Below are 26,412 nucleotides of genomic sequence, written 5' to 3'. Positions count from 1 at the left end.
CCTCAGCGCTTCATTTCAGCGAGATAGGCCCGCACCGGCTTGTCGGCCGCCGGCACGCGCTTGAGGAAAGCGTCGAGCTGCGGCGCGGTCTTGGCGCGAATGTCCGTGATCATGGCCCCCGAGACCGGCACCACCTCCATGCCGCCTTCCTTGAGCCGGTTGAGGCTGTCAACGTCCGCCTTGAGCGAGTTCGCCCAGAAGCCCGGCTCCATCTTCTCGGCAATTGCGGTGACCTGTTGTTGCTGATCGCTCGATAGCGCCTTCCAGGAATCGAGATTGACGGTGAGCATCTGCGACGACCAGACGTGGTTGGTCGGATAGATGTACTTCAAGAATTCCCAGAATTTTCCGTCGACGCCCGATACGGCCGAAGTGGAGACGCCCGAGACCGCGCCGGAGGCCAGCGCGGGGATCGTCTCGCCCCAGGGGATCATCACCGGCGCCATACCGACAACAGCCAGCATATCGACGGCGTTCTTGTCGGGCACGCGGATCTTGATGTTCTTCAACCCGTCGACATCGGCGACCTTGACCTTGAGGTGCAGATACTGCGTCGGCCACGGCACGATGTAGAGGATCTTCTGGTTGTTGCGCGCGGCGACCTTCTCGTATTCGGGCCGCACATATTTGTGCAGCACCTTCAATTCGTCCATGGAGCCGCAGAGGAAGGGAATGCTCTCGACGCCCATGAACGGCTCATCGCCGACTTGCTGGATGTTGAGGACGTCGGCGAGCGGCACCAGACCGTCACGCACGGCGCGCAGATGCTCGGGGCCCTTGAAGCCGAGCTGGCCACCGGCCTTCACGGTGATCGCGACCGAACCGCCGGTCTGCTTCTTCACTTCCTCCGCGAAAGCAAACGCGTTCTGGGTGTGGAAATTGCCGTCGGGCCATACCGTCGACATGTCCCAGCTCACCGTCGCCGCCCGCGCGCGGGTCGAGATGTGGCCGGCTGCGACCAGCGTCGCCGCGCCCGCAGTAAAATTCCGTCGCGTGATCATTGAGCCCCTCCGTTCGCTACGCGCACGACGCCCGAGGCGTCATCGCGTATGCCCATAAACTGCAACCGCGTTGTCGGCAGACACGAGGCCGCTTTCGATGTCGTCGTTGACGGCTGTCGGCGTGCGCTCCCGGGGATCGCCGATGCCGGCGCCGCCCGGCGTCAGCACCACCAGCCGGTCGTCCGGCGGCACCTGCTGAAAGCCTTTTCCACGCAGCTTCTTGCCGGACTTCAGGCCGACATAGCCGGCCTCGCCGTTCTTGCCGCCATCGCGTCCGCGCGGCGGATGATCGATGCGGTCGAACGCCGCCAGGATGTCGAACGGTGCATCGACGCCGCTGCCGACCTCGATGATCTGGCCGAGCCCGCCGCGGGTGCGCCCTGCGCCGCCGGAATCCGGGCGCAGCTCCTTGCGCCAGAAGATCAGCGGCGTCTGTGTCTCGGCGATCTCGACCGGCGTGCCGCGCACGCCGCTGGGATAGGCGGTCGCCGACAGCCCGTCCTTCGCGAAGCGCGCGCCGGTGCCGCCATTGGAGGTCACGGCCATCGAGAACCCGTAATTGCCGCCGGCGCCCGAGCGGGTCTGGCCGCGCACGTTGAGATTCCACAGGCACGAGGTGCCTTCCGCAGGCACGCGTTCGGGAATGATCTGGCGCAGGCAGCCGAACACGACGTCGGGCAGCATCTGGCCGATGATGTGGCGCGAGGCGACCGGCGCCGGCTTCGGCGCATTGAGGATCGCGCCTGGGGGAGCCGACACCGTCAGCGGCGAGAGCGAGCCGGCATTGTTCGGGATCTGCGAGGCGACGACGCAGCCGAGACCGAACACGGTGTAGGCGATGGTGTAGGACAGAGGCACGTTGATGCCGAACCTGGACGCGGCGGAGGTGCCGTCGAAATCGACGTGGATGCCTTCGTCCGAGATCGTCAGCGTCGCCGCCAGCGTGACCGGCGCGTCATAGCCGTCGACCACCATGGTGTTGCGCCAGGTGCCCTTCGGCAGCTTCGCGATCTCGGCCAGCACGGCCTCGCGCGAGCGGTCGCAAATGTAGTCGCCGAGCGTATCGAGCGTGTCGATGTCGAACTCGGTCATCATCTCGACCAAGCGCTCGCAGCCGACGTCGTTGCAGCCGGCGAGCGAATAGGTGTCGCCTTCGGTGTCGATCGGCAACCGCGTGTTGGTGCGGATCATCGCCATCAGCGTCTCGTTGACGACGCCCTGGTCGATCAGCTTCAGCATGGGGATGTAGAGCCCCTCCATGAACACGTCGGTGGCATCAGGGCCGAAGCCGATGCCGCCGATGTCCATGAGATGGCTGGTGCAGGAAAATAGCGCCACCGGCTTGCCGTCCTTGAAGCAGGGCGTGGTGACGACAAAATCGTTGAGATGGCCGGTGCCCATCCAGGGATCGTTGGTGATGTAGGCATCACCCTCCTTCATCGTCTCGATCGGGAATTGGGCGATGAAGTGCTTGACCGATTCCGCCATCGAATTGACGTGGCCGGGCGTGCCGGTCACCGCCTGCGCCAGCATCCGCCCCTTGAGATCGAACACGCCGGCCGAGAGGTCGCCGCATTCGCGCACGATCGGGCTGAAGGCGGTGCGGAGCAGCACCTGCGCCTGCTCCTCGACCACGGCGATCAGCCGGTGCCACATGATCTGAAGGTCGATCAGGCTCGCGCCGCTTGCCTTGCTCATGATCAGGCTGCCTTCCGTTCCATGACGATGCTGCCGGCACCGTCGATATGGGCATCGAAACTGGTGGAGACGAAGGTGGACGTTTCGTCCTCCGCGATCACAGCGGGACCTGCAATGGTCGCGCCGGGCGCCATGTCCTCGCGGCGATAGAGCGGAATCTCGATCAGCCCCCCGGCCCGGCCGTCGAAGAATTTGCGGCTGCCCGACGCCTTGCCGGCGGGCATGCGCGCCACATCGGCGACGCGCGGCGGATTGCGCGCCTCGGTGGTTGCAAGCACCGACCAGCTCAAGACCTCGATCGCAGCGCCCGGGATCGGCCGCTCGAACATCGACGCATAATCCGCCTCGAACTTCTGGCGCAGGCCGGCCAGATCGGTCGTCGCCAACCGCCGGTTCGGCAGCTCGATCGAGATCTCATGGCCCTGGCCGACATAGCGCATGAAGGCGGCGCGGCGCTCGCGCACCGGCGCGCCTGCTGCACCCGTCTCGACGAGCGCACGCGCTTCGATCACCATCTCCTGGAGCAGGTCGGAAACACCATCGGTGTCGAAATCATCGAGCCGGACATGACGGCTACGCACCAGCTCATAGGCGATCGGAGCCGCAAGGAAGCCAACGGCCGAACCGACACCGGCATTGGAAGGGACGATCACGCGGGAGACGCCGATCTTCTCGGCGACGCGCGCCGCATGCAGCGGTGCCGCGCCACCGAAGGCGATCAGCGTATGCTGACCGACAATCTCGCCGCGCTCGACCGCATGCACGCGCGCCGCACTCGCCATGTTCTCGCACACGACCTCGTGCACGGCATAGGCCGCGGTTTCCGCCGACAAGCCGAGCGGCTCGCCCACGGCGCGCAGCAGCGCCTGTTTCGACAGCTCCGGATCGAGCTTGATCGTTCCACCCGCGAAGTCGTCGGCATCGATCATGCCGAGTGCAACGTCGGCATCCGTCACGGCCGGGCGCAGGCCGCCGCGGCCGTAGCAGGCCGGCCCCGGCTCCGACGAGGCACTCTCGGGGCCGACCGTGACGCGCTTCATGGCATCGACATGAGCGATCGAGCCGCCGCCGGCGCCGATCTCGACCATCTCGATCACGGGAATCCGCACCGGCAGCCCCGAACCTTTCAGGAAGCGCGCGGCGCGATCGACCTCGAACACGCGCGAGGTCTCGGGTTGGTATTTTTCGATCAGGCAGATCTTTGCCGTGGTGCCGCCCATGTCGAAGGACAGCACCTTGCTCTCGCCGAGACGCGCCGCGATCTGCGCCGCGAAAATGGCGCCGCCGGCAGGACCGGATTCGACGAGACGCACCGGAAAGCGCCGCGCCGTCTCGATCGAGGTGACACCGCCGCCGGAGGTGACAAGATAGATCGCGCCGCGGTACTGCTCGACCTGCAAGGCGTCGGACATGCGGGCGAGATAGCCGTCGATCAGCGGTTGCACATAGGCGTTGGCCACCGCCGTCGATGTGCGCTCATACTCGCGGATCTCCGGGCACACCGCGGACGATACGGTCACGGAAATGCCGGGCATCTCCTCGCTGATGATCGCGGCCGTGCGGCGCTCGTGCTCGGGGTTCGCGTAGGAGTGCAGGAACGCGATCGCGACGCTCTCGACGTTCAGCGCGCGCAATCTTGGCGCGAGTGCGCGCACCGCAGCTTCATCCAGCGGGAGGCGAACGGCGCCATGGGCATCGATACGCTCCGGCACGGTGAAGCGCAGGGATCGCGGCGCGAGCGGCTTCGGCTTGTCAATGGAGAGGTCATACTGGTCGTAGCGGCTCTCGGTGCCGATATCGAGCACGTCGCGAAAACCGTCGGTCGCGATCAGCGCCGTCTTGGCGCCGCGACGCTCGATGATGGCGTTGGTCGCGAGCGTCGTGCCGTGAATGAAGACGTCGATGTCGCTGATATGCGCGCGCGCATCAGCGAGAATGAGCCGCATGCCATCGAGCACCGCCTGTTCGGGCCGCTGCGGCGTCGTCAGCAGCTTGCGCGTCTTGCGATCCTGACCCACGTCCAGCACGATGTCGGTGAACGTGCCACCGATATCAACGGCAAGCCGCACCTCGGCTCCCTCAAGCATTCCAAATTCTCCGTGCTGATCGTCAAGACTGAGGACAAAAGCGCAGCAATTTCCATGCCATCGATGACGCGGACATGCGGCGTTCGGCTATTCTGCTTGGCACCTATGCAATAGGCAAGGCGTGTTCGCAGCCCGCGCGATCAGAGCAGGAATGCAAGCGCCGCTTCGCAGCGCTCCTCGACCTTCAGCGTCAGGAGATCATCGGCGCGGGTGCGTCCGAGATTGACCGCAGCGATCGGGATTTGCCGGTGCGCGGCAGCCTGCACGAAGCGGAAGCCGGAATAGACCATCAGCGAGGAGCCGACGATCAGCATGGCGTCGGCCTGCGCCAGATGATCCTGCGCGGATGCGACGACGTCGCGCGGGACGTTCTCGCCGAAGAACACGACGTCGGGCTTGAGAATGCCGCCGCAGGCCTCGCAGGCCGGGACCTTGAACGACGAAAAATCCGCATGCTCCAGGTCGGCGTCGCCATCGGGTGCATCGGCGGCATCGAGCGTCAGCCATTCCGCATTGGCGCGGCCGAGCGTCTCCTGAAATTCGCTCCGCGGCGCCGTTTGGCCGCAGCCCATGCAGCGGACCAGATCGAGCCTTCCGTGCAGGTCGATCACCTGGCGGTGGCCGGCGGATTGATGCAACCGGTCGACGTTCTGGGTCAGCAGCATCCCGCAACGCCCGCTGGCCTCGAGCCGGGCGAGTGCGTGATGCGCAGCGTTCGGCCTCGCCTGGCCGAATCTGCGCCAACCGATCAGGCTGCGCGCCCAATAGCGCCGGCGCGTATGCTCTTCCGACATGAAGGCCTGGAAGTTCACCGGCTGGGTCCGCTTCCAGTTGCCGTGGCTGTCGCGGTAGTCGGGAATGCCGGAGTTCGTGCTGCACCCGGCGCCGGTCAGCACGAACAGTTTTTCGTGCCGGCCGACGAAATCCTGGAGCGGAGGGTTTGCCATGGCGCAGATGTAGGGCGCTCCGCCGGCTTTTGCCAGATCACCGCCGATCGGACAGGTCGAATCGCGATCAGCTCCACGTGCTCGACCTGATCGACCAGCCCGCCTCCGGTTGATCCGCACCCGAAACTTGTAGGCGCACGCCTAGCTCGCCCAATTCTCGCGAAACTCGGGAAACAGGGTCAGGCCTCCACAAGCATAGATGGTCTGGCCGGTGATGTAACTGGCATCATCCGACGCGAGGAACGCAAACACGGCGGCGATCTCTTCCGGCGTGCCCACGCGACCGAGCGGAATGTGGCTGGAGACGACGCCGCGCTTTTCCGGGTCGCCGGTCCAGGCCGCGTTGATCGGCGTGTCGATCGCACCGGGACCTACCGCGTTGACGCGAATGCCACGGCCGGCAAATTCGAGCGCCAGCGTACGCGTCAGATTGGCCATGCCGCCCTTGCTGATCGAATAAGCGAGATAGCCGGGTTTCGGGATGATCTGGTGCACGCTGGAGCAGTTGATGATGCTGCCGCCTGCGCCACGCGCGACGAAATGGGCGAGCGCCTTCTGCGCGCAAAGCACGGCGCCGTTGAGATTGACGTCGATGATGCGGCGATAGGTTTCGACGTCGAGCGCCTCGCTCGGGGATTCCCGCTGGAAGCCGGCATTGTTGACGAGGCAATCGAGCCGTTTCCAGCGCGCCAAAATCGTCTCGAACATCGCGGCGATGTCCGGCTCATTGCCGACATCGGCCTTGACGATGACGTGGTCGAGCTTGCCATGGCCGCGGTCACCCGATGCCGTCCGCGCGAGCGCGAGCGTCTCCTCGGCCCCTTCAGGGTGACCGAAATAGTTGATGGCGACGGTCGCGCCTTCCTGGGCGAGCCGGATCGCGACCGCGCGGCCGATGCCTTGCGAGGCGCCTGTTATCAGCGCGTATTGGCCGACAAGGCGCGAGTGAAACGAGGTCGAACGATCGGTTTGTGGCATGGGTTCTCTCCGGGACGCCTGATCATCGACGGAACCGGCTTTTTGTTCCATCCCTCAGCGCATCGCTGCGATTCATTTAGCGCGCTGGGCCAGTGGCGAGCTTAGGATCTGGTAGAGGATGATGGCGCCGAAGGTTGCGGTGCCGATCCCGCCGATCGTGAACGCGCCGAATTTGAGCGTCAGATCGCCCGCGCCTGCGGTGAGCGCGACCGCGACGGTGATCAGGTTTGCCGGACTTGAGAAGTCGACCTTGTTCTCGACCCAGATCCGGCCCGCCATCGCGGCGATCAATCCGAACAGCACGATCGAGAGCCCACCGATGACGGGACCCGGGATCGAGAGGATCAGCGCGCCGAATTTCGGCGAGAAGCCGAGCACGATCGACACAATGGCCGCGAAGGCAAACAGCAAGGTCGAATAGACCTTCGTCGCCGCCATGACGCCGATGTTTTCGGCGTAGGTGGTGACGCCGGTGCCGCCGCCACAGGCCGCCACGATGGTCGCGAGGCTGTCGGCGAGCAAGGCGCGGCCGAGATAGCTATCGAGGCTCCGGCCTGTCATGGCGCCGACGGCCTTGATGTGACCGAGGTTCTCGGCGACGAGGATGATCGCAACCGGCGCGATCAGGACGATCGCATCGACCTGAAAGGTCGGCGTGGTGAAGCTCGGCAGGCCGATCCACGGCGCAGCCGCAAGCTGGGTGAAGTCAATCGGCTTGCCGAAGCCGAGGCCGTTCGCGAACAGCAAGTACAAAAGATATCCACCGATCGCGCCGAGGATGACCGGCAGGCGGCGCCACAGGCCCGGAGCGGCAACGGCAACCACGCCGATAATCAGAACGGTCGCGAGCCCGATCCAGGTGTCGAACGCGCCCGCGCTCACCGCCTTGACCGCCACGGGCGCGAGGTTGAGGCCGATCGCAGCGACCACAGCACCGGTGACGGCCGGCGGCAGCAACCTCTCGACCCAGCCAACCCCCGACCACATCACAATCAGCGCAATCACGCCGTAGAGGACGCCGGCCCCGACGATGCCGCCAAGCGCAATCGACAGGTTCGGATTCGGCCCGTGCCCGGCATAGCCGGTGGCAGCGATGACGACCGCGATGAAGGCGAAGCTCGATCCGAGATAGCTCGGCACGCGCCCCGCGACAATGACGAAGAAGATCAGCGTGCCGACGCCGGAGAACAGGACCGCAACATTGGGGTCGAACCCCATCAGCAGCGGCGCGATGATCGTCGAGCCCGACATTGCGACGCAATGCTGGAGACCGGAGACGACGGTCTGGCCGAGCGGCAATCGCTCCTCGGGCATGATCACGCCGGAGGACTTCAGCGTCCAACGCGGAAAATAGCCTTGCGCTCGCTCTTCGGAGCCCGTTGCAGTCGACATGTTCCCCCCGAGTTGCGGTGCAGCTATCAATCTTCGTGCGAACAGACAAAAATGTGATTGTCGCTTCTGCGGCGGCCATCACATGATGCAAATCAAACAAGATCAATATGTTCCGGGGCCTACTCTATGACACAAGTCGCGATCCAGCCAGCCATCCACCGCCGGCACCAGCCCTGGTACAAGGTCCTCTACGTCCAGGTTCTGATCGCGATCGTGCTCGGGGTGCTGATCGGCTATTTCTACCCCGATCTCGGCAAGGCCCTGAAGCCGCTCGGCGACGGCTTCATATCACTGATCAAGATGATGATCGCGCCCGTGATCTTCTGCACCGTGGTGCACGGCATCTCCTCGATGGGCGACCTCAAGCGCGTCGGCCGGGTCGGACTGAAGTCACTGATCTATTTCGAGACGGTCTCGACTGTCGCGCTCGCGATAGGCCTACTGGTCGGCGAGGTGCTGCAGCCCGGCAGCGGCTTTAACATCGATCCCGCCACGATCGATCCGAAGTCGGTGGCGACCTACGTCACCAAGGCCAAGGAGGAAGGCATCGTCGCCCATTTGATGGCGATCATCCCCGACAGCTATCTTGGCGCCATCGCACGCGGCGATCTCTTGCAGGTGCTGCTGATCTCGATCCTGTCGGGCTTCGCCATTGCCTTTCTCGGCAAAGCCGGCGAGCCCATTGCGGAAGCGATCGACAAGGCCGCGAAGATGTTCTTCGGCATCATCCGCATCATCGTGCGTGTCGCCCCTATCGGTGCATTCGGCGCGATGGCGTTCACCGTCGGCGCCTACGGCCTCGGCTCGCTACTCAATCTCGCCGCCCTGATCGGCACGTTCTATCTCACCAGCATCCTGTTCGTGTTGATCGTGCTCGGCGCAATCGCACGGCTTGCCGGCTTCTCGATCCTGCGCTTCATCGCCTACATCAAGGACGAACTGCTGATCGTGCTCGGTACCTCGTCGTCGGAGACGGTGCTGCCGCAGATGATCCAGAAGATGGAGCATCTCGGCGCGTCGCGCTCGGTGGTCGGCCTCGTGATTCCGACCGGCTACAGCTTCAACCTCGACGGCACCAACATTTACATGACGCTGGCGACGCTGTTTTTGGCGCAGGCGACCAACACCCATCTGACCATCTGGCAGGAACTCGGCATTCTCGGCATCGCCATGATCACCTCGAAGGGGGCCTCGGGCGTGACCGGGGCGGGCTTCATCACGCTCGCGGCGACGCTCTCGATCGTGCCTGACATTCCGATCCAGTCGATCGCGATCCTGGTCGGCATCGACAAGTTCATGAGCGAGTGCCGCGCGCTGACCAATCTGATCGGCAACGGCGTTGCCTGCGTCGTCATCAGCCTCTCCGAAGGCGAACTCGACCGTGACGCGCTGCACGAGACCATGGCCCATCCGCTGGAGATGGGCGAAGCGCTGGAGCCCGGTGGAGGTGCGTAAGACCGCGCCCGGTTCAGACGCGGTAGTTTCCCGGAGTGGTCAATTGATGCGGCACGCCTCACAATACCGGTGTTGGGATCACGGATTGATACTCATTTTTTCCACCCGACGCGCTGGGGGCAGAGCGTCGGGTTTTTGTTGTTAGGACGACAGGCCTTGGCGAGCCGATTGTCCGGCCAGCTCGACCCTGCGCGTGATCCCTAGCGCCTGCAAGAACGCCTCGTCATGACTGACGATGAGAAGCGCGCCGTCATAGGCCCTCAAACCTGCCTCGACGGCTTCGATGGAATCGATGTCCAGATGATTGGTCGGCTCGTCGAGGATCAGCAGGGACGGCGGCGTCGCCCCGCCCAGCACACAGGCGAGGCCCGCGCGAAACATTTGCCCGCCGCTCAGGTGTCCGACGATTTGCAAGGCCGCATCGGCGCGAAACATGAAACGCGCCAGCGCGGCATGGCACTCATTCGGACCCGCCTTCGGATTGAGACGCCCAAAATTGTCCAGGATGGAGATCGCGGGATCGAGCAGGCTGACCTTCTGGTCGAACAGCGCAAAGTCCGGCCTGACCCGCACGATGCCGGAGAGCGGATGCAGCTCGCCGGCGATGAGTTTCAGCAGCGTCGTCTTGCCGGAACCGTTGGGCCCGACAATGGCCACGCGCTCCGGACCGACGATCGTGAACGATAGATCGTGCAGGATTATCCGGTCCGGCTGATAGCCAGCACTTGCCCGATCGAGCCAAACCACCTCCCTTCCCGCCGGCAGTTGGGTCGAAGGTAGTTTCACCGACATTGGCTGAAGAATCTCGATGCGCCGGCGTGCGGTATCGACGGCCTCAAGCGCTTCCGCGCGACGCCGCTCAGCGATCTGCACGTTCTTGCCGCCGCTATCCTCGCTACGATCCTTGCGCGCGCCGGCGAGGATGCGCGGCATGTCGCCTTTGGCGCGCTTCTTCTTACCCCCGCTGTCCTTGCGCGCTTTCTTCTCCGCAGCTTCCTGCGCCTTCCCGTCGATCCCGGACAGGCGCCTCTCGGCATGTGCGAGATCGTGCCTGACAGCCGCAAGCGCGACGGCCTTCTGCTCGCGGTAACTGCTCCAATTACCGCCGTATCGCGTGGCCCCGAGCGACGTCAGCTCGACAATCGCATCCATCGTTTCGAGCAGGCTCCGATCATGGCTGGCGACAATCGCCCCACCGCGCCAGGACGCAAGAAAATCGATCACGGCCGCGCGCCCCTCCCGATCGAGATTGTTGGTGGGCTCGTCGAGCAGCAGGAAGTCCGGCTCCGCGAAAATCAGCGCGGCGAGACGAACCCGCGTGATTTGTCCGCCCGACAAGCGCCCGAGCTCGATCTCCGGAGCGACGCCGAACCCGACAAGCGCAAGGGCAGATGCAAGCCGTGTCTCAAGAGTCCAATCGACCTCGGAGACCTCCTCGGCCGAGGCTTCCCCGCATTCAGCCCGGCGAAGCAACTCCAGCGCTCGTCGCGCACCGAACAGGTCGATCACCTTCGCGCCCGCAAGGAGCTGGACGTCCTGGCGCAGCAGTCCGGCGGTTCCGTTGACGGCAACACGCCCCGATTGGAGGACGTGCTCGCGCGAGATCGACGCAAGCAGCGTCGTCTTCCCGACGCCGTTGCGGCCGACAAGGCCGGTCCGTTCGGCGCCGAACGTCAGATCGATATTGGAAAAAAGAGAACGGCCGTCAGGCGTGGACAGCGACAGATTCGACAGGATGATTGAAGCAGGCATGGAATTCCCCGTGAGCAAGGCAGGTCGGCTTTGCGGTCGGGGTAAAATCCATGGCTGCGAATATCCTGATTGGAGACTGTCTAAGTAGTCCCGTTGAAGGGCGAGATCAAGGCGAGGCTCGCAGAGGCGACAGCGCGGGGAACGCTGACGTTCCCCGCCGGCCTGCGCGATCAGCCCTTGAGCGCGGTCACCACCACCTCGATCAGCGCGCTGCCGCCGAGATCGGCGACGCCGACGGTGGCGCGGGTCGGCAGATTGTCGCCGAAGAACTCGGTCCAGACCGCGTCCATCTCTTTCTTTTTGGAAAGGTCCGTGACGAAGATCGAGGTGCTCACGACGCGCGACTTGTCGGTGCCCGCTTCCTTCAGATAGCCGGCGATCTTGCCGAGAATGTTGCGGGTCTGCTCGCCCATCGAGACCGAGGTGTCGTCGGCGATGGTGCCGCCAAGGAAGACGAAGCCGTTGGCCTCGACGGCGCGGTGCATGATCGGCGTGCGGATGCTGCGGGTAATGCTCATGATGTCCTCTTGTTGCTAGAGCGTGGGGGAATAGAAACGGTCGATGCCGAGATCGCCAATGCGGGTCTGGCTGCCGCCATTGACAATCAGCTCCGCCATCACGGCGCCGGCGCCGGGGCCGAGCTGAAAGCCGTGCAGCGAGAAGCCGAACTGGTGATAGAGGCCCTTGTGACGGCTGCTCGGTCCGAACACTGGGATGTCATCCTTCATCTTCGCCTCGATGCCGGCCCAGGCCCGCATGATCGTCGCGTCGCGCATCACCGGGAACAGCTCGAACACGGTGCGGGCGCTGGTCGCGAGGCTCTTCCAGTCCAGCACCGTCTCGTTGCGATCCTGATAGGGCGTGGCCAGATGGCCGCCGCCGATCAGCACGGTGCCATTCTTGAATTGCTTGAAGGAGAGCTTTCGGCCGCGCAGGATCACGACGGGATCGATAAAGTGAGGCACGCGTGAGGTGATCATCAGCATCGGCGCCACAGTCTCGACCGGAACGGGCTCACCGAGCGTGGCTGCGATGGTCCCGGCCCAGGCGCCGGCGGCATTGACCAGCACCGGCGCAGCAAAGCTCTCGGCGCCGACATCGACATGCCAGAGGCCCTCGCTCTGCCGGATGTTGCTGGCGGCGACGCCCTCGCGCACTATCGCGCCGAGCTGCTCCGCCTTGCGCCGGAACGCCGTCGTGGTCTGCGCCGGATTGGCGGCGCCGTCGCGGCGCGAGACCACGCCGCCGGGACAGGTTTCGGCGACCGCCGGCACGAGGCGACGCAATTCAGTCGCGTCGATCAGCTCCTCGTGGGTGAAACCGAGCGCGTTCAGCTCGGCGACGCGCGCGCGGCACACCGCGAGCTCTTCCTCGTTCTCGGCGACCAGCACCTGGCCGTAGTTTTCAAAACTGCAATCGTCGTCGACGAGGTCCGAAATCTTCTCCCAGATTCCCATCGAGCGGATCGAGAGGGGGATTTCCGGGATGTGCCGCGCGAGCTGGCGCACACCGCCGGCATTGACGCCGGAGGCGTGGCGGCCCGCATAGTCCTTCTCGATCAGCACCGGCTTCAGGCCGGCGAGGCACAGATGCAGCGCGGTCGAGCATCCGTGGATGCCGCCGCCGACGACGATCGCATCCACGTTTTTGGTCATCCGCGCACCACCGCCTTGATGTCGTCTTCGCTCTTCGGAACCGCGGCAAGCTCGGCGAGCGTGATCGGCTTGACCGGCGCGCGCAGCCGGTAGTGGCCGATCTCCTGCGGGGTTTTGGCCCGCGCCTGCGCCATCAGCTCGGTGACGGTGAGGCCGCAGAGCCGGCCCTGGCACGGACCCATGCCCGTGCGGCGATAGGCCTTGAGTTGATTGGGCCCGGTCGCGCCGATCGCGACGGCATCGAGAATGTCCTTCGCGGTCACCTCCTCGCAGCGACAGACGATGGTGTCGCCTGCGGGAATGCGAAACTGTGGCGCTGGGCGGAACAGCGTGTCGAGGAAGCTGCGACCACGCTCGGCCTTGGCGAGATCGGAACGGAGCGCCGCCATCGCGGGAAGCTTTGGGGCAGCCGCAGGCGCCAATGCTTCCACCGCTGCCCGCGCCGCGATGCGGCCACGTACCACAGCTGCACTCGCACCGCCGATGCCGGCACCGTCGCCGGCGATCGCAATGCCGGCGACCGACGAATTTCCGCTCGCGTCGAGCACCGGCGACCAGCACAATTGCAGATCGTCCCAGCGATGATCGACGCCGGCCGCCATCGCCAGATTGACATTGGGCACGACGCCCTGATGCAGCAGCAGCAAATCCGCCGGAATGGTCTCGCGCTTGCCACCGGCCACATAGCTCACGCCCGCGAGCTGGCCGTCGCCGGATGCCACAAGCTCGGTGACGCCGGAGACGACCTGAACCTTCGCCTTCACTTCGCGCATCATCGACAGGCCCTTGCGGAAATAGGGCGAGGCCAGGAAGGCGAAAGCGTGAGGCAGAGCGGCGAAGTAGTTACCACGCTCGGTGGTGTCGAGAATGCGATCGATGCGGCCGCCGAGCCGCAAAATCTGCGCGGCGAGCAGCCAGAGCAGAGGCCCCTGCCCCGCGATCACCGTGCGTCCGTCCGGCACCAACGCTGACGACTTCAACATCGTCTGCGCCGCGCCCGCGGTCATCACACCCGGCAGCGTCCAGCCGGGAATCGGAAACGGCCGCTCCAGCGCACCGGTCGCAAGGATCACGCGCTTCGCCTTGACAAAGGCGGAGGCGCCCCCGACCGAGACGGCGATCTCCAGGTTGCGGTCGAGGCTCCAGACCGTGGCGCGATGGATGACTTCGGCGTTGCTCGCGCGCAACGCTTGCACGAGATCGGCACCCACCCAATAGTCCGCGCCCAGCTGATTGCGCTCGGTCACCGGCGTCGAGGCGATGGCGCGAAACACCTGGCCGCCGGGACCGATGTTCTCGTCGAGCAGCAGGGTCGACAGACCGGCTTCGGCGGAGGTCGCAGCGGCCGCGAGGCCCGCAGGCCCGGCGCCGATCACCACGACATCATAGTCTTCGCGCTTGGGAGCCACAGTCATTTTCCGATCTCCCGTTTGCCCTTCTGAATCTCGATCTGCATGCCCTCAGTGACCGGCACGAGGCAGCCCTGGCGGTTGCCGACGCCGTCGATGGTGACGAGGCAATCGAAGCACACGCCCATCATGCAGTAGGGAAGACGCAGTGCACCGCTGACCGCGGTCGACCGGCGCACGTCGCAGCTCGAGGCCAGCAGCGCCGCGGAAACGGTGTCGCCCTGCCGCGCCGCAACGGCAATGCCGTCGACGAAGATTTGCACCGGCGGCCGTTTGTCCTGTTCGGATCGTTTGAACATCTTGGCTCCTTCAATATCTCTAATAGCCGCTGTTGTTCGCAGCGCCGGCGGCGCCAAAACGGCTGGCCGAGAACGCGCCGACCAGCTCCGGCTCGAGCGAACCTTGCGCGACCATCCGCGCGATCTCGAAAGCGTGGTTGGAGGCGAGCGTCACGCCGGAATGGCAGCAGGCGACGAAAGCGCCGGGATGGGTCTCCGACTGGTCGTAAATCGGAAAGCCGTCCTCCGGCATGACGCGGATGCCGGCCCAACTCCTGACCACGTTGAGCCGCGACAGATGCGGAAACATCCGTTGGGCGCGATCGGTCATCACGGCGCTGATCGAGTGCTTCAGCGCGCGATCGTCGAGCTCGTCTTCCTTGCTGTCGCCGATCATCACCGTACCCTCGTCGGTCTGGCGGATCGTAGTCAGCGGATGCGGCAGGAACGGCATGGTCCGCTCGGTCACCACGATCTGGCCGCGGGTCGGGCCCATCGGGGCGTAAAGACCGACCATCGGCGCGAGCGTCTGGTTGGCGTTGCCGGCGGCCAGCACGATCTTGGCGGCGCGAAGTTCGCCCTTCGGCGTGGCCAACTTGAATTCACCACCGCTTTTGCTGATAGCCGAAACCGGGCGCTCCGGAAAATAGTCAATGCCGAACGCCTTGAAGCCGGTGTGGAACGCTCGGAACGTGCGCAGCGAATTGACGTGGCCGTCGAGCGGGCAATAGCTGCCGCCGGACACCTCGGGGCCGATCAGCGGCAGCGACTTCTTCACGTCGGATGCGGAGAGCATCTCCATCTTGTAGTCGGCCGCACCAGTCTGGTTGTGCATGCGCTTGACCAGTTCGGCGCGCTGGCCGAACTCGTCTTCGCCGAGCGTCAGATGGAAGCCGCCATTTTGCTGAAGCGAAACATCGAGACCGGTCTGCTGCTTCAACTCCGAAGCAAGCCTTCCCCATGCTTGTGACGCCTGCACAGTCCACACCGTATACGCCGGCATGCCCAAGCCCTTGCTCTGAACCCAGACCAGGGCAAAGTTGGCGCGCGAGGCGCGCTTGGCGATGTCGCCCTCGTCAAGCACGGCGACGCTCTTGCCGAGCCGGCCGAGGCCCCAGGCAATGGCGGAGCCGAGCAATCCGCCGCCGACAACGGCGACGTCGTAATCCCCTGACATGAGTTCTCCTATCGTCCCGTATCGCCCTTGCCGGCGAGCACGCGGTCGAGCCCGTAGAAGCGGTCGAGCAGAATGAGGGCGGTCATGGTGATCGCGATCACGCAGGCCGAGACCGACGTCACCAGCGGATCGATGTTGTCCTGGATGTACAGAAACATGCGCACCGGCAGCGTCTCGGTGCCGGGTGCCGCAAGGAAGACGGTCATGGTGAGATCGTCGAAGGACTGGATGAAGGCAAGCGCCCAGCCGCTGATGACGCCTGGCAGGATCAGCGGCAAGGTGACGCGGCGGAACAGCGTCCAACCGCCGGCGCCGAGCGAGACCGCGGCCATCTCGACCGAGAGATCCATGCCGGTTGCGGCCGCAAGCGTCAGCCGCAGCGCGAACGGAAACACGATGATGACATGCGCGATGATCAGCGCCGCGAAGCTGCCGCCGAGGCCCGCCGAGGTGAAGAAGCGCAGGAAGGCGATGCCGAGCACGACATGCGGGATCATCAGCGGCGACAGGAACAGCGCGGCCAGCGCATCGCGACCGCGGAAGCGATAGCGCGCGATCGCCAGCGCCGCCGGCACCGCGAACAACATCGCCACAAAAGAAGACAGCGCGCCGAGGCCAAGACTGATCCAGAAGGCGTGAATGAATTCGGGATAGTTGGCGATCGCCCTGAACCAGCGCAGCGAAAAACCATTGGTCGGCAACGACAAGAAGCCTTCGGGCGTGAACGCGACGAGGCAGACCACGAGGATCGGCGCCACCATGACGATGACGAAGATGGTGTGGAAGATCAGCGCGAGCGGGCCGTTCCGGCTCATCGGAACACCTCCGCGTAACGGCGCTCGATCAGCGCGTTGCTGCCAACGACGATCAAGACCAGTGCGGCGAGCAGTAGCGTGGCGACCGCTGCGCCCAGCGGCCAGTTCAGCGTGTTGAGGAACTCGTCATAGGCGAGCGTCGCCGCGACCTTGAGCCGGCGCCCCCCGATGATCGCGGGAGTCGCAAACGCGCTGGCTGAGAGCGAGAACACAATGATTGCGCCCGACAGCACGCCCGGCATGATCTGCGGCATGATGATGCGGCGGATGATCGTTACAGGGCCGGCGCCGAGCGACAGCGCGGCATTCTCGATTTGCGGATCGAGCCGCTGCAGCGCGGCCCACACCGAGAGCACCATGAATGGCATCATCACATGCGCGAGCGCAACCACCATGCCGGTTTCGGTGAACATGAAGGGAATGGGTGCGCGGATCAACCCGGCCGACATCAGCAGCTTGTTGACGAGGCCGTTGTTACCGCCGAACAGCAGCGCCCAGCCGAGCGTTCGCGCCACCACGGAAATCAACAGCGGCCCGAGGATCACGAGGAGGAAGACACTCTTCCAGCGTCCGCTCATGCGGTTGAGGATGTAGGCTTCGGGCGCGCCGAGCACGGCGGTGAGCAGCGTGGTCAGGATCGCGATGCGAAACGTCCGCCAGAACATCTCGGCGTAATAGGGGTCGGTTACGATCTCGTGCCAGTTCTTGAGGATGAAGACGGGCTCAATGCCCTTGTACTGACCCCAGTCGTGGAACGACAGCATCACGGTCATTGCCAGCGGGATCAGCAACACGCCGACGAACAGCATCAGGGCTGGCGCGGTCAGCGCCCAGGGCGCGCGTGCGTTCCGCTCCTCAGCAGCCACGCTCATGCGGAGGCTCCTCCGCGCACACCCATATCCTCCGGACGCCAGACGAGACGAACGGCCTCACCCTCGACCGGCTGCCTCTCGCCGTCATTCTGGCGGATCACGGTCGCCGGGCCGCATTCGGTGTCGCACTGGAACAGCCAGTGATTGCCCTGGAAGATGCGGGTAACGATCTTCGCGCCGAGTCCCGTATCGCCAAAGCCAATCCGCTCAGGGCGGATGCTGACGGTCACGGGACCGCTGAGCCCGGCAGGCGCGGGCGCGCTCCACGAGCCGGCAATCAATCGCGCACGCGCACTCGTCCGATCGATCGTCGCGGCAAAGTCGTTGGTCTTGCCTAAAAACTGCGAGACGAAGGCCGAGGCCGGCTTCTCATAGGTCTCCTGCGGCGTGCCGATCTGCTCGATGCGGCCCTGGCTCATCACCACGATGCGGTCGGACAGCGACATCGCCTCGTTCTGGTCGTGGGTGACCAGGATCGTGGTAGTGCCGATGGTGCGCTGGATCTGGCGCAGCTCGATCTGCATCTCCTCGCGCAGCTTGGCGTCGAGATTGGACAGCGGCTCGTCGAGCAGCAGCACGCTCGGCTTGATCACCAGCGCGCGCGCCAGCGCCACGCGCTGCTGCTGGCCGCCGGACATACGGCGTGGATGGCGGTCCTCGTAGCCGGCGAGACCGACCATCGCGAGTGCGGCGCGGACGCGCTCGGCCCGCTCTGAGCGCGCCACCTTACGCATCTCGAGGCCGAAGGCGACATTCTCCGCCGCGGTCATGTGCGGAAACAGCGCGTAGCTCTGGAACACGATGCCGAGCCCGCGTTTGGCCGGATGGATCGCGGTCAGGTCCTTGCCCTCCAGCCGGATCGCGCCGCGGGTGGGATCGAGGAAGCCCGCGATCATTTGCAGGGTCGTTGTCTTGCCGCAGCCGGAGGGACCGAGGAAGGAGATGAACTCCCCCTTCCCCACCGCGAGACTGAAGTCGTCGACGACAGTCTGCGCTCCGAATTGCTTGGCGATCCCTTCGAGTTCGAGATAGGCCATGGCACTGTCTCCGGTATGACCGATCAGCGCTCGACTTCGCGATTCCAGCGCTTGGTCCACTCCTCGCGCTTGTCGTTGATGACCGTCCAGTCCGGATTGTAGAGCTTTGCCGCGCGCTCGCCGATCGGCGCCATCTTGCCGAGCTCCGGCGGGACCACCAGCGATTTCAGCACCGGGCCGTAGCCGTAGTCCTTCAGCAACACGAGCTGGATTTTTGGGTCGAGCAGCTTCTTGATGAAGCTCGAGGCGAGCGGCGAGACGTTCGGCTTGGTGATTGGACATGCCGTCGTCAGCAGCGTCGCCGCGCCCTCCTTCGGGTAGATGAAGTCGACGGGGAAGCCGGTATTGGCAAAGCTCTGCACGCGTCCGGTGCCCCATACCGCGATCACGGCCTGACCGGACTGAAACAGCTCGGTCATCTTGCCCGGCGACGGCTCATAGGCGAGCACGTTCGGATTGATCTGCTCCTTGAAGATCTTGAAGCCGGAATCGACGTTGGTCTCGCCGCCGCCGTTCATCTTCGACAGCATCACCAGCGCTTCGAGGCCATAGGTGTTGTTGATCGGCGGGATCACGAGCTGTTTTGCGTATTTCGTGTCCTTCAAATCGTTCCAGGAAGTCGGCGGCGCCCAGCCCTTCTCCGCAAACACCTTGGTGTTGTACATCAGGCCGGTGGCAACGATGCCGATCGCGACAGCGCGGTCGTCCTTGAAGCGGGCGGTGTCGTAGAGATCGGCCGGCAGGCCATCAAGCTTGCCGCAGAAGCCGAGCTGGATCGCCTGGTACATCGGGCCGTCGTCGACGATGGCGACGTCGATCTGCTGGTTGCCCTTCTGCGCCTGAAGCTTTGCCAGCGTGTCGGTGGAGTTGCCAGCGACGTATTCGACCTTGACGCCGTTCTCCTTCTCGAAGGTCGGGATCACCTCGTCACGGATGGTCTTCTCGAACGAGCCGCCATAGCCGGCGACATAGAGCGTCTTTTGCTGGGCCGAGGCGACCGAGGGGGCGGCCATGAGAGCCGCGATGCCGACCGCTGTCAGAAGGCGAAAAGTCTTCATGTGGTCCGATCTCCATACCGGGGTGAGGTGACGTGCCGACGAGTCTCGCTGCCGAGCCTTCCGTATTTCCTTCCGCGCAAATCCTTTCTCCGACCAAGGCTCCGGCCCCTGTTCGACAGGTTTGACGCGATCCGGAGGTTTGAACCCCTCCAATCTGCCGAAAAAGCGGGCTCTCTCCAGCTCTGATGAAAAAGATCGCAAACCTAGCCTTCCATCGTCCAATGAATAATGGCACCCTTTGCATGCCGAAATGTTATGAATGGAATTCGGGATGGCGCGGATCAATTCGCGGCAGGTGGAGGCCTTCCGGGCGACGATGCTGACGGGCAGCGTGACAGAGGCGGCGGCACTGATGACCGTGACACAGCCGGCGGTCAGCCGGTTGCTGCGCGACCTTCAGGGGCTGCTGAAGATGGAGCTGTTCGAGCGGCGCGGCACCGGACTCGTGCCGACCGCCGCGGCCATGGCGCTTTATACCGAGGTCGAGCGCTCCTTCGTCGGCCTCGAACGCATCACGGCGGCAGCCGAGGAAATCCGCGGCCGCCGCACCGGCTCGCTGCGGATCGCTGCACTTCCAGCGCTGTCGAATGGCTATCTGCCGCGGCTTGCCGGACATTTTCTGAAAGAGCGGCCGAACCTTAACCTCGCTTTCTTCGGTGTGATCTCGCCGATCGTGGTCGACTGGGTGCTGAACAATCAATGCGACATCGGCTTTGCCGAGGTGCCGATCGCCCATTCCGGCCTGCCGAGCCAGCGGCTACCGTCACTGGCGCGTGTCGCAGTGCTGCCGACCGGACACCGGCTTGCAGAAAAGGAGGTGCTGGAGCCGGGCGATTTCGAGGGCGAGACGTTCATCTCGCTATCGGCGGGATCGTCGAGCCGGCACCTCGTCGATCAGGTCTTCCACCGCAGCGACGTCCGCCGCGTGCTCAGGGTCGAGACCACACTGTCGGAAATCATGTGCGGCATGGTGTCATCAGGCCTCGGGGTCGCGATCTGCGATCCGTTCACCGCGCAGGAATTTTCAACCCGCGGTGTCATCGCGCGCCGCTTCCTGCCGCGCATCGACTTCGAGTTCTCAGCCGTTTTCCCCGCACAGCGCAGCCCCTCGCCGGTGGCACTGGATCTCGTCGAGACCATGCGCAAGTCGCTCGCCGAATTCGAGGACGAAGCGATGCTCAACCGTTGAACGCGGCCTGGGCCTCGGGCAGGTCCCAGATCTTGCCGATCGCAGCGGTGCCGGCGGCCATGATCGCCGCCTCGTCGGCGCTGAGATAGCGACCGGCATCGATCAGCATGCGGCCATCGACCATGACCTGATCGATATTGGCGCGGTTGGCGAGCGCGATCAGTGCGCGGCGCGGATCGAACAGCGGCTGAAGATCCGGATGGGTCAGATCGACGACGGTGAGATCGGCGGTCGCCCCCGGTTCGATGCGGCCGAGATCAGGCCGCTTGATGACATCAGCGGCGACCGCCGTGTTGGCCTCGATCAGTTCGGGCGAGTTCGCGACATCGGCGCGCGCTGAGGTGATCTTGGAGATCAGCGAAGCCGCATTGAGTTCGCCGAGCGGTTTCTGGTGCGCAAGTCCAACCCCTCATCCTGAGGAGCGCGCCATTTGCGCGCGTCTCGAAGGATAGAGGCCGAGGTGCAGCAACAGGGCCTGCATGGTTCGAGACGCCGCTTCGCGGCTCCTCACCATGGGGGTTGAAATCTCAGAACGGATCGGTCCCTAACCCCGGCACATCCGCCGGCCTCGGCCCCGGCGCCGGCCAGTGAAACCGCCGGTCGTTCTCCGCAATGGCGATGTCGTTGATCGAGGCCTCGCGCCGCCTCATCAACCCGTGCTCGTCGAACTCCCACTGTTCGTTGCCGTAGGAGCGATACCATTGGCCGCTCGCGTCGTGCCATTCGTACTGGAAGCGCACCGCGATACGGTTGCCGTCGAAGCCCCAGAGGTCCTTGATCAGGCGGTACTCCTGCTCCTTCTCCCATTTGCGGGTGAGGAATGCGACGATGGCCTCGCGGCCCTGAAACAATTCCGAACGATTGCGCCAGCGACTGTCCTCGGTATAGGCGAGCGAGACGCGCACCGGGTCGCGCGAATTCCAGGCGTCCTCGGCCATGCGGGCCTTCTGCGCGGCGGTCTCACGGGTGAAGGGCGGAAGCGGCGGGCGCGACATGATGGCCTCATCGGTTGACGGGAGCGCAATCTACGCCTGCATGCCGCGGAGTCGAGAGGCCGTCCGCTATCGCACGATCACGAAATCAGATCAGCCTTCATCATGGCGCGGATCGACTTCGGGATCGGCTGGGCGCGGCCGCCGCTGATGAAGGCGACGCGCACCTCGGCTTTCACCAGCACGTCCTCCCCGCGCCGCACCTCCTGCGCCAGCATGATCGAGGCGCCCTTCACCGCGACCGGCCAGGTCACGACGTCGAGCACGTCGTCCATCCGGGCGGGCTTGAGGAAATTCAGATGCATCGATCGCACCACGAAGGCGAAGCTCGCCTCTTCCGTCTCGGCTTGCTCGAACAGCGCCTGCTGCTCGGCACCCATCAGCCGCAGATGATTGGTCCGCCCGCGCTCCATGAAGCGCAAATAATTGGCGTGATAGACGATGCCGGAAAACACTGGTTTGACGATGTCGCAACAGAAGCCCAGCGGGTTGGTTTCAATGGGTCGCTGGACGCGAAGGCGTGAATGAGCAGCAGATTATTTATCCATGCCCTTCCATCGCAAGCCGCAGCGCCTTCGGGATGCGCTGCGCTTTCTGTTGGACCGCCGGGCCGCCGACCGGCAGACATAATTTCAGAATGTTGATTTCGAGGCGCGGACGAAGATGTCCGTCTCGCTATTCCAGATACGGCGTCAGCACATCTTCGATCCATTTCATGAATGCGCGGACTCGACGCGACAGATCGCTCCGATGTGCTACGACGAGGGACACGGCGAGCGCCCGGCGACGAAAATCGGGTATGATCTCCACAAGCGCTCCACTCTCTAAGTATCGGCCAATCCCCAAGAGTGGCGCCTGAATCAGGCCAAGGCCGGCGAGGGCAGCGGCTTCGTAGGTCTGCGCGCTGTTGACGTGTAGCGCACCTGGCAACTGAAGCGTCGCGTAGCTGTCGCCGTCCGGATATTCCCATCCATAGGGTCTTGCGCCCAGCATCGTCGAAAAATGAATAGTCCGATGTTCCTGATGCCGGAGATCATCCAGCGATCGAGGGACGCCGTAGCGCGCCAGATAGGGGGGACTGGCAGCGTTGACCATGCGCAACAGGCCCAGTGGACGGGCAATCAGCGTCTCGTCCCCTATTGGTCCAAGCCGCAATACACAGTCGAACCCTTCTTGAACAAGATCGACTTGCCGATCCGTACTCGACACCTCCAGCTCCAACTCGGGGTGAGCCGCCATGAAATCCGGCAAGGCCGGCACGATCGTTGTGCGCGCCACCTCGGTCGGAAGATCGACCCGCAAACGCCCGCGAAGTGCCACGCGATCGCCTGCGAACATGGAGTGCAGGTCATCGACTTCAGCAAGCAGATCGCGGGCACGCGCATGAAATGCGCGTCCGTCTTCCGTCAACTGAACGCTGCGCGTCGTCCGGTGCAGGAGCCTCACACCAACATCTTCTTCCAGCTTCCGGACCGCCGTTGAAGCCCTTCCCTTCTGAATGCCCAGGCTATCGGCTGCGCGGGTGAAGCTCCCCATTTCCGCTACCGTTATGAAAATGAGGATCGGTTCGAGATTCTGCATTTTCATGCCTCGGTATTGTTCACCGCAGGGAGAACAGTGAGTTCATTTCCTGGGTGTTTATCATACCTAAGAGACACAGTAAGTGAGCTCCGAATATGGGATCCCCCCATCGGAGAACGACAAGTGTCCCAAACTATGAACCTGCATCACGTGCCTGAAGCTATGATCTTGCATCGCAGCCTATGGGCCGGCCGGATAGTGAGCGCGTTTTATCGCTCTGGTGGCAGACGGCACTATTCAGCTTTTCGCGCCGTCACAGATCGCGAGCATGTTGCACGAAACCGGGTTCGCGATGGACCTGACCTGTGTCGTGGGTCTGATCATACTCGCCTGCGCCATCCTTTACGCCATCCCGGCCACCGCCGTCCTCGGCGCGATCCTAGTGACGGGCTTTTTGGGAGGTGCCACCTGCGCCCATGTCCGCATTGGTGAGTTGGGATCGCCGCCGGAAATCATTTCCCTGCTTCTGGGCGCGATGACATGGGGCGGCCTCTACGCGCGCGATCCCCGAATCCGGGCCATTCTGCCGCTCATCCGTTGAACCAACAGGGGCAGTGCTCTGTCCCTCAAGATCAGGAGAAAACGCATGTTCTTAGTAATGGGAATCACGGGAAAAGTGGGCGGCGCAACGGCAGAACATCTCTTGGCGCACGGCAAGGAGGTACGCGCGCTAGTCCGCAATCGCGAGAAGGGGTCAAGCTGGGCGAACCAGGGCGTGGAACTGGTTGACGGTGATTGGAATTATTCGGCAGCCATCGAGCGGGCGCTCAAAGGCGTCGAAGGCGCGTTTGTCATGTTGCCGGCTATCTGGGCCCCCTCGCCCGATTACAAAGAGGCCAAGGGCGTGATTGCGAACTATGTCGAGGCGCTCACCCGCTTGCCGCGGAGAAATATCTCGACGGTCTTTTGGGTGATGCGGGCCTCACCCGTGAGCCCGTCAACCACCTCCATCGTGTGGCCGGAATAGTCGACGAACAGCTTCTCGCCGGCGACATGGACCTGGCGCAGGGTCGGCTTGAGGCGGCCGGCCCACTCCTTGTAGCGTTCGCAGAACCATGAGTAGCTGAAGCTGTCGGAGCTTGCGTCGCAATACTCCTCCCACAACAGCATCAGCGTGACGTTCGGGCGCCGCAGCTCGCGATGCACGAGCGCCCAATCCGGCTGCGGACGTTCCTCGCTGGGCCGATCAGAGGGTGGCGGATACAGGCGGTTCTCGAGCCGGACATCGTCATCCAGCTCTGGCCGCAACGGCCAGGTCAGGCCGGCGCGGCGGGCGCGGTTGAGGTACTTGCTGACCGTGCCTTGGGCCAAGCCGAGGCTGCGGAAACGGCGCGTTGCGACATGCCGACGCTGTAGTGCAGGCGTAGAGCTTCACGAATGTGGCGCATGGACAGTCTCTCTGTCGGCATCTCGATCCTCTGCGGTTGGGCAAAAGACCAAGGTAGCCGGGTTGCAGACTGTCAGCGGTGCGCGCCTCCCCGTTGCCCCCGATCATGATCGCTGGAAATAGCGATCACGATCGGCTGGAAACGACGATCACGATGCTCTGGAATGGGTGATCACGATGGCCTGGAATCGGTGATCACGATCGGCTGGAACACGCAGTCAGGGGGCCGTTTTGATGATCCCCCCGGAAAAGGCGGTGCGATTCGAGATCATTCGGACGGCCGCCTAAGTCCACTTAAATCCCGTCGCGCGTCATCTTTGGCCGTCCGCCGCTAGCTTGCGCAGGTTTCCTCCATCGGACGCTCAGACCTGTCCCGGCCGGCCCTACCCGGCCGCTCCCCCCGTCAAAGTACGGGCGCAGATCGAGTTAGACGTGGAAAACGGCGCCGGGAGCATGCCCGGTCGGCGGCGGCGCGTGCAACATCGAGCGGAATCAGCAGCTCAGGTCGGTTACAGGCGAAATTCGTGCGAAGAGTGATCTTGCCCGCGACCTCGAAAGCCGGATCTCCTCCGGCACAGGGCCCAGGACCCGATCCGGCTCGTGACTGAGTCCGCCACGGCTTTTATTCAATGGCGGACGAATGGAGAACAGCGTCGGCGAACAGGCGATTTGAGAGGTCGTCCGCGAGGACAACTACGTTTGGATGCTTCAGAAGCGAGCGATGGTCGCCAGGAAGAGGCGGCGCTTCAATGACGCTATCGAAGACAGCGCGCCATGAAGTTGCTGTGTTGGCGGAGTTCTGATTGTAAGAGACGCCGAGCGCCGAAACCTTCTTGGGTACGTAGAGTCTGCCCGCGCGAATATGGCGAACGAACACTTGGAAGATTTCCTCAAGCGCGGGTGCACCAATTTTCCATGCACCCGAGAGGGCGAGAGCAAGCGCTGCGAAGTCAGCTGGCCGAATTTCGGTCGTTGCACCGTGTTGAGGCGACAATCCACCCTCCTCCGCAAGGAATATAAGGAATTCAGACCATTCCTGGTCCATGGAGAGACTGAGAGGCGCTTCTAGGACCGACGGATAGGCACTATCGATCATAGCCACAAAATCGACCCTCACGTGTGCGGAAATAAGTACCCCAGCGATGGCGTGGGCGAGCACACCACCAAAAGACCATCCGGCGAGCGTACAAGCCATGTCCGGTAGCACTGGAAGAATGGCCCGAGCATAGACTTCAGCTATCTCGTCAATCGAACGCACCCTCGCGAGTTCGTGACCGAAGTTTAGGGCATGAATACCATAGATGTTTTGCGTAGGTGGCAACGCCCGCACGAGGTCATCATAGATGCTCAGGCCTCCGCCACGCGCGTGACAGAGGATAAGCGGCCGACTCTTGGCGACTCGAAGAGAAATGAGTTGGCCCGCAGATTTTCGATCGTCCTTTGATCGCGAGCGCACTTTCTCGGCGCACTGGTCGAGGCGGGGACTCGCGATATGCGCGGAAAGTTCGAGGGTAAGACCCCGCCGCCGGAGTTGCTCAAGCACTTGCAGTGCGAGCAGTGAGTGCCCGCCCAGCTCGAAGAAGTTGTCGTGCCGGCCGACACGTTCCAGGCCCAGAAGCTCGGCCCAGATCTGCGCCAGCGCGATCTCGATC

The 26,412-nt window shown here is 63.9% G+C and carries 25 protein-coding genes and 1 pseudogene; 4 read left to right on the top strand and 22 right to left on the bottom strand.

Features of this window, described 5'->3' with window-relative positions:
* Positions 1–2 precede the first annotated feature (2 nt).
* The 6 genes from IVB27_RS36310 to IVB27_RS36285 all read right to left on the bottom strand — a co-directional run bounded on the left by IVB27_RS36310 (position 3) and on the right by IVB27_RS36285 (position 8,103).
* Positions 3–1,001: a TRAP transporter substrate-binding protein gene (locus IVB27_RS36310; protein ID WP_247447466.1), complete on the bottom strand. Its 999-nt coding sequence runs from the start codon at positions 999–1,001 to the stop codon at positions 3–5.
* 39 nt (positions 1,002–1,040) lie between these two features.
* Positions 1,041–2,699 (bottom strand): hydantoinase B/oxoprolinase family protein, encoded by a 1,659-nt coding sequence (locus IVB27_RS36305; RefSeq protein WP_247447465.1) that lies wholly within the window; start codon positions 2,697–2,699, stop codon positions 1,041–1,043.
* Between the two features lie 2 nt (positions 2,700–2,701).
* A complete protein-coding gene (locus IVB27_RS36300; protein WP_247447464.1) occupies positions 2,702–4,786 on the bottom strand; it encodes a hydantoinase/oxoprolinase family protein in 2,085 nt (694 codons plus the stop codon).
* Between the two features lie 140 nt (positions 4,787–4,926).
* Complete coding sequence (locus tag IVB27_RS36295) at positions 4,927–5,733, bottom strand: NAD-dependent protein deacetylase (RefSeq protein ID WP_247447463.1); 807 nt, start codon at positions 5,731–5,733, stop codon at positions 4,927–4,929.
* A gap of 141 nt (positions 5,734–5,874) precedes the next feature.
* Entirely contained in the window at positions 5,875–6,711 is an 837-nt protein-coding gene (locus tag IVB27_RS36290; RefSeq protein ID WP_247447462.1) for an SDR family oxidoreductase, read from the bottom strand.
* Positions 6,712–6,783: 72 nt separating this feature from the next.
* Positions 6,784–8,103, bottom strand: a complete 1,320-nt coding sequence (locus IVB27_RS36285; protein ID WP_247447461.1) for a solute carrier family 23 protein — start codon at positions 8,101–8,103, stop codon at positions 6,784–6,786.
* A 126-nt stretch (positions 8,104–8,229) separates the two neighbouring features.
* Between IVB27_RS36285 and IVB27_RS36280 the strand changes: the two genes are divergently transcribed.
* Positions 8,230–9,558: a dicarboxylate/amino acid:cation symporter gene (locus tag IVB27_RS36280; protein ID WP_247342926.1), complete on the top strand. Its 1,329-nt coding sequence runs from the start codon at positions 8,230–8,232 to the stop codon at positions 9,556–9,558.
* A gap of 141 nt (positions 9,559–9,699) precedes the next feature.
* On the opposite strand, the gene IVB27_RS36275 is transcribed toward IVB27_RS36280, so the two are convergent.
* The 10 genes from IVB27_RS36275 to IVB27_RS36230 form a co-directional block, all read right to left on the bottom strand.
* Entirely contained in the window at positions 9,700–11,310 is a 1,611-nt protein-coding gene (locus IVB27_RS36275) for an ABC-F family ATP-binding cassette domain-containing protein (protein WP_247447460.1), read from the bottom strand.
* A 170-nt stretch (positions 11,311–11,480) separates the two neighbouring features.
* Positions 11,481–11,828, bottom strand: a complete 348-nt coding sequence (locus tag IVB27_RS36270) for a RidA family protein (RefSeq protein ID WP_247447459.1) — start codon at positions 11,826–11,828, stop codon at positions 11,481–11,483.
* A gap of 15 nt (positions 11,829–11,843) precedes the next feature.
* Positions 11,844–12,965: an NAD(P)/FAD-dependent oxidoreductase gene (locus IVB27_RS36265; RefSeq protein WP_247447458.1), complete on the bottom strand. Its 1,122-nt coding sequence runs from the start codon at positions 12,963–12,965 to the stop codon at positions 11,844–11,846.
* Positions 12,962–14,380: an FAD/NAD(P)-dependent oxidoreductase gene (locus IVB27_RS36260; RefSeq protein ID WP_247447457.1), complete on the bottom strand. Its 1,419-nt coding sequence runs from the start codon at positions 14,378–14,380 to the stop codon at positions 12,962–12,964. Before IVB27_RS36260 ends, IVB27_RS36265 begins: the two co-directional genes overlap by 4 nt.
* Positions 14,377–14,673, bottom strand: a complete 297-nt coding sequence (locus IVB27_RS36255) for a (2Fe-2S)-binding protein (RefSeq protein WP_247447456.1) — start codon at positions 14,671–14,673, stop codon at positions 14,377–14,379. The genes IVB27_RS36260 and IVB27_RS36255 overlap by 4 nt, the downstream gene beginning before the upstream one ends.
* A 19-nt stretch (positions 14,674–14,692) precedes the next feature.
* Entirely contained in the window at positions 14,693–15,829 is a 1,137-nt protein-coding gene (locus IVB27_RS36250) for an NAD(P)/FAD-dependent oxidoreductase (RefSeq protein WP_247447455.1), read from the bottom strand.
* A gap of 8 nt (positions 15,830–15,837) precedes the next feature.
* Entirely contained in the window at positions 15,838–16,644 is an 807-nt protein-coding gene (locus IVB27_RS36245; protein WP_247447454.1) for an ABC transporter permease, read from the bottom strand.
* Positions 16,641–17,516 (bottom strand): ABC transporter permease, encoded by an 876-nt coding sequence (locus tag IVB27_RS36240; RefSeq protein ID WP_247447453.1) that lies wholly within the window; start codon positions 17,514–17,516, stop codon positions 16,641–16,643. Before IVB27_RS36240 ends, IVB27_RS36245 begins: the two co-directional genes overlap by 4 nt.
* The gene (locus IVB27_RS36235; protein ID WP_247447452.1) at positions 17,513–18,553 is read right to left on the bottom strand and encodes an ABC transporter ATP-binding protein; all 1,041 of its coding nucleotides are present in this window, start codon (positions 18,551–18,553) and stop codon (positions 17,513–17,515) included. The genes IVB27_RS36240 and IVB27_RS36235 overlap by 4 nt, the downstream gene beginning before the upstream one ends.
* 23 nt (positions 18,554–18,576) lie before the next feature.
* Positions 18,577–19,611, bottom strand: coding sequence for an ABC transporter substrate-binding protein (locus IVB27_RS36230; RefSeq protein ID WP_247447451.1), 1,035 nt, complete (start codon positions 19,609–19,611; stop codon positions 18,577–18,579).
* 271 nt (positions 19,612–19,882) lie between these two features.
* Here IVB27_RS36230 and IVB27_RS36225 point away from each other — a divergent pair, with 271 nt between their 5' ends.
* Positions 19,883–20,800, top strand: a complete 918-nt coding sequence (locus tag IVB27_RS36225) for a LysR substrate-binding domain-containing protein (RefSeq protein WP_247447450.1) — start codon at positions 19,883–19,885, stop codon at positions 20,798–20,800.
* On the opposite strand, the pseudogene IVB27_RS36220 reads toward IVB27_RS36225, so the two are convergent.
* From IVB27_RS36220 to IVB27_RS36205, 4 genes and pseudogenes are all read right to left on the bottom strand, one after another.
* Positions 20,790–21,182: pseudogene (locus IVB27_RS36220) on the bottom strand (amidohydrolase family protein); the annotation flags it as partial. The gene IVB27_RS36225 and the pseudogene IVB27_RS36220 overlap by 11 nt on opposite strands.
* A 145-nt stretch (positions 21,183–21,327) precedes the next feature.
* Positions 21,328–21,795 carry a nuclear transport factor 2 family protein gene (locus tag IVB27_RS36215; protein WP_247447449.1) on the bottom strand — a complete coding sequence of 156 codons (468 nt, stop codon included), beginning with the start codon at positions 21,793–21,795 and terminating at the stop codon, positions 21,328–21,330.
* A 77-nt stretch (positions 21,796–21,872) separates the two neighbouring features.
* Entirely contained in the window at positions 21,873–22,205 is a 333-nt protein-coding gene (locus tag IVB27_RS36210; RefSeq protein ID WP_345946971.1) for an acyl-CoA thioesterase, read from the bottom strand.
* 262 nt (positions 22,206–22,467) lie between these two features.
* Positions 22,468–23,373: a LysR family transcriptional regulator gene (locus IVB27_RS36205; protein WP_247447448.1), complete on the bottom strand. Its 906-nt coding sequence runs from the start codon at positions 23,371–23,373 to the stop codon at positions 22,468–22,470.
* 268 nt (positions 23,374–23,641) lie between these two features.
* Between IVB27_RS36205 and IVB27_RS36200 the strand changes: the two genes are divergently transcribed.
* Both IVB27_RS36200 and IVB27_RS36195 read left to right on the top strand, forming a co-directional pair.
* A complete protein-coding gene (locus IVB27_RS36200; protein WP_247447447.1) occupies positions 23,642–23,914 on the top strand; it encodes a DoxX family protein in 273 nt (90 codons plus the stop codon).
* 45 nt (positions 23,915–23,959) lie between these two features.
* A complete protein-coding gene (locus IVB27_RS36195) occupies positions 23,960–24,340 on the top strand; it encodes an SDR family oxidoreductase (RefSeq protein WP_345946961.1) in 381 nt (126 codons plus the stop codon).
* On the opposite strand, the gene IVB27_RS36190 is transcribed toward IVB27_RS36195, so the two are convergent.
* Positions 24,229–24,684 carry a hypothetical protein gene (locus tag IVB27_RS36190; RefSeq protein ID WP_247447446.1) on the bottom strand — a complete coding sequence of 152 codons (456 nt, stop codon included), beginning with the start codon at positions 24,682–24,684 and terminating at the stop codon, positions 24,229–24,231. The genes IVB27_RS36195 and IVB27_RS36190 overlap by 112 nt on opposite strands.
* 698 nt (positions 24,685–25,382) lie before the next feature.
* Positions 25,383–26,412, bottom strand: a 1,030-nt coding sequence (locus tag IVB27_RS36185; RefSeq protein WP_247447445.1) for a thioesterase domain-containing protein, incomplete at its 5' end; no start/stop codon positions are given.

Origin of the sequence: Bradyrhizobium sp. 197 (assembly GCF_023073375.1) — a bacterium.
In the GTDB taxonomy this organism is placed as follows: Bacteria; Pseudomonadota; Alphaproteobacteria; order Rhizobiales; family Xanthobacteraceae; genus Bradyrhizobium.
The sequence above is the reverse complement of the archived record's forward strand: the minus strand, read 5'-3'. Positions and strand labels throughout refer to the sequence as shown.

Excerpts from the sequence above, each read along its gene's own strand:
- IVB27_RS36210 (WP_345946971.1), bottom strand. The coding sequence starts at position 22,205 with ATGGAGCGCGGGCGGACCAATCATCTGCGGCTGATGGGTGCCGAGCAG.
- IVB27_RS36280 (WP_247342926.1), top strand. The coding sequence starts at position 8,230 with ATGACACAAGTCGCGATCCAGCCAGCCATCCACCGCCGGCACCAGCCC.
- IVB27_RS36230 (WP_247447451.1), bottom strand. The coding sequence starts at position 19,611 with ATGAAGACTTTTCGCCTTCTGACAGCGGTCGGCATCGCGGCTCTCATG.
- IVB27_RS36285 (WP_247447461.1), bottom strand. The coding sequence starts at position 8,103 with ATGTCGACTGCAACGGGCTCCGAAGAGCGAGCGCAAGGCTATTTTCCG.
- IVB27_RS36225 (WP_247447450.1), top strand. The coding sequence starts at position 19,883 with ATGGCGCGGATCAATTCGCGGCAGGTGGAGGCCTTCCGGGCGACGATG.
- IVB27_RS36270 (WP_247447459.1), bottom strand. The coding sequence starts at position 11,828 with ATGAGCATTACCCGCAGCATCCGCACGCCGATCATGCACCGCGCCGTC.
- IVB27_RS36215 (WP_247447449.1), bottom strand. The coding sequence starts at position 21,795 with ATGTCGCGCCCGCCGCTTCCGCCCTTCACCCGTGAGACCGCCGCGCAG.
- IVB27_RS36275 (WP_247447460.1), bottom strand. The coding sequence starts at position 11,310 with ATGCCTGCTTCAATCATCCTGTCGAATCTGTCGCTGTCCACGCCTGAC.
- IVB27_RS36200 (WP_247447447.1), top strand. The coding sequence starts at position 23,642 with ATGTTGCACGAAACCGGGTTCGCGATGGACCTGACCTGTGTCGTGGGT.
- IVB27_RS36195 (WP_345946961.1), top strand. The coding sequence starts at position 23,960 with ATGTTCTTAGTAATGGGAATCACGGGAAAAGTGGGCGGCGCAACGGCA.
- IVB27_RS36295 (WP_247447463.1), bottom strand. The coding sequence starts at position 5,733 with ATGGCAAACCCTCCGCTCCAGGATTTCGTCGGCCGGCACGAAAAACTG.
- IVB27_RS36235 (WP_247447452.1), bottom strand. The coding sequence starts at position 18,553 with ATGGCCTATCTCGAACTCGAAGGGATCGCCAAGCAATTCGGAGCGCAG.
- IVB27_RS36310 (WP_247447466.1), bottom strand. The coding sequence starts at position 1,001 with ATGATCACGCGACGGAATTTTACTGCGGGCGCGGCGACGCTGGTCGCA.
- IVB27_RS36260 (WP_247447457.1), bottom strand. The coding sequence starts at position 14,380 with ATGACTGTGGCTCCCAAGCGCGAAGACTATGATGTCGTGGTGATCGGC.
- IVB27_RS36245 (WP_247447454.1), bottom strand. The coding sequence starts at position 16,644 with ATGAGCCGGAACGGCCCGCTCGCGCTGATCTTCCACACCATCTTCGTC.
- IVB27_RS36290 (WP_247447462.1), bottom strand. The coding sequence starts at position 6,711 with ATGCCACAAACCGATCGTTCGACCTCGTTTCACTCGCGCCTTGTCGGC.
- IVB27_RS36255 (WP_247447456.1), bottom strand. The coding sequence starts at position 14,673 with ATGTTCAAACGATCCGAACAGGACAAACGGCCGCCGGTGCAAATCTTC.
- IVB27_RS36240 (WP_247447453.1), bottom strand. The coding sequence starts at position 17,516 with ATGAGCGTGGCTGCTGAGGAGCGGAACGCACGCGCGCCCTGGGCGCTG.
- IVB27_RS36205 (WP_247447448.1), bottom strand. The coding sequence starts at position 23,373 with ATGCAGAATCTCGAACCGATCCTCATTTTCATAACGGTAGCGGAAATG.
- IVB27_RS36265 (WP_247447458.1), bottom strand. The coding sequence starts at position 12,965 with ATGACCAAAAACGTGGATGCGATCGTCGTCGGCGGCGGCATCCACGGA.
- IVB27_RS36250 (WP_247447455.1), bottom strand. The coding sequence starts at position 15,829 with ATGTCAGGGGATTACGACGTCGCCGTTGTCGGCGGCGGATTGCTCGGC.
- IVB27_RS36305 (WP_247447465.1), bottom strand. The coding sequence starts at position 2,699 with ATGAGCAAGGCAAGCGGCGCGAGCCTGATCGACCTTCAGATCATGTGG.
- IVB27_RS36300 (WP_247447464.1), bottom strand. The coding sequence starts at position 4,786 with ATGCTTGAGGGAGCCGAGGTGCGGCTTGCCGTTGATATCGGTGGCACG.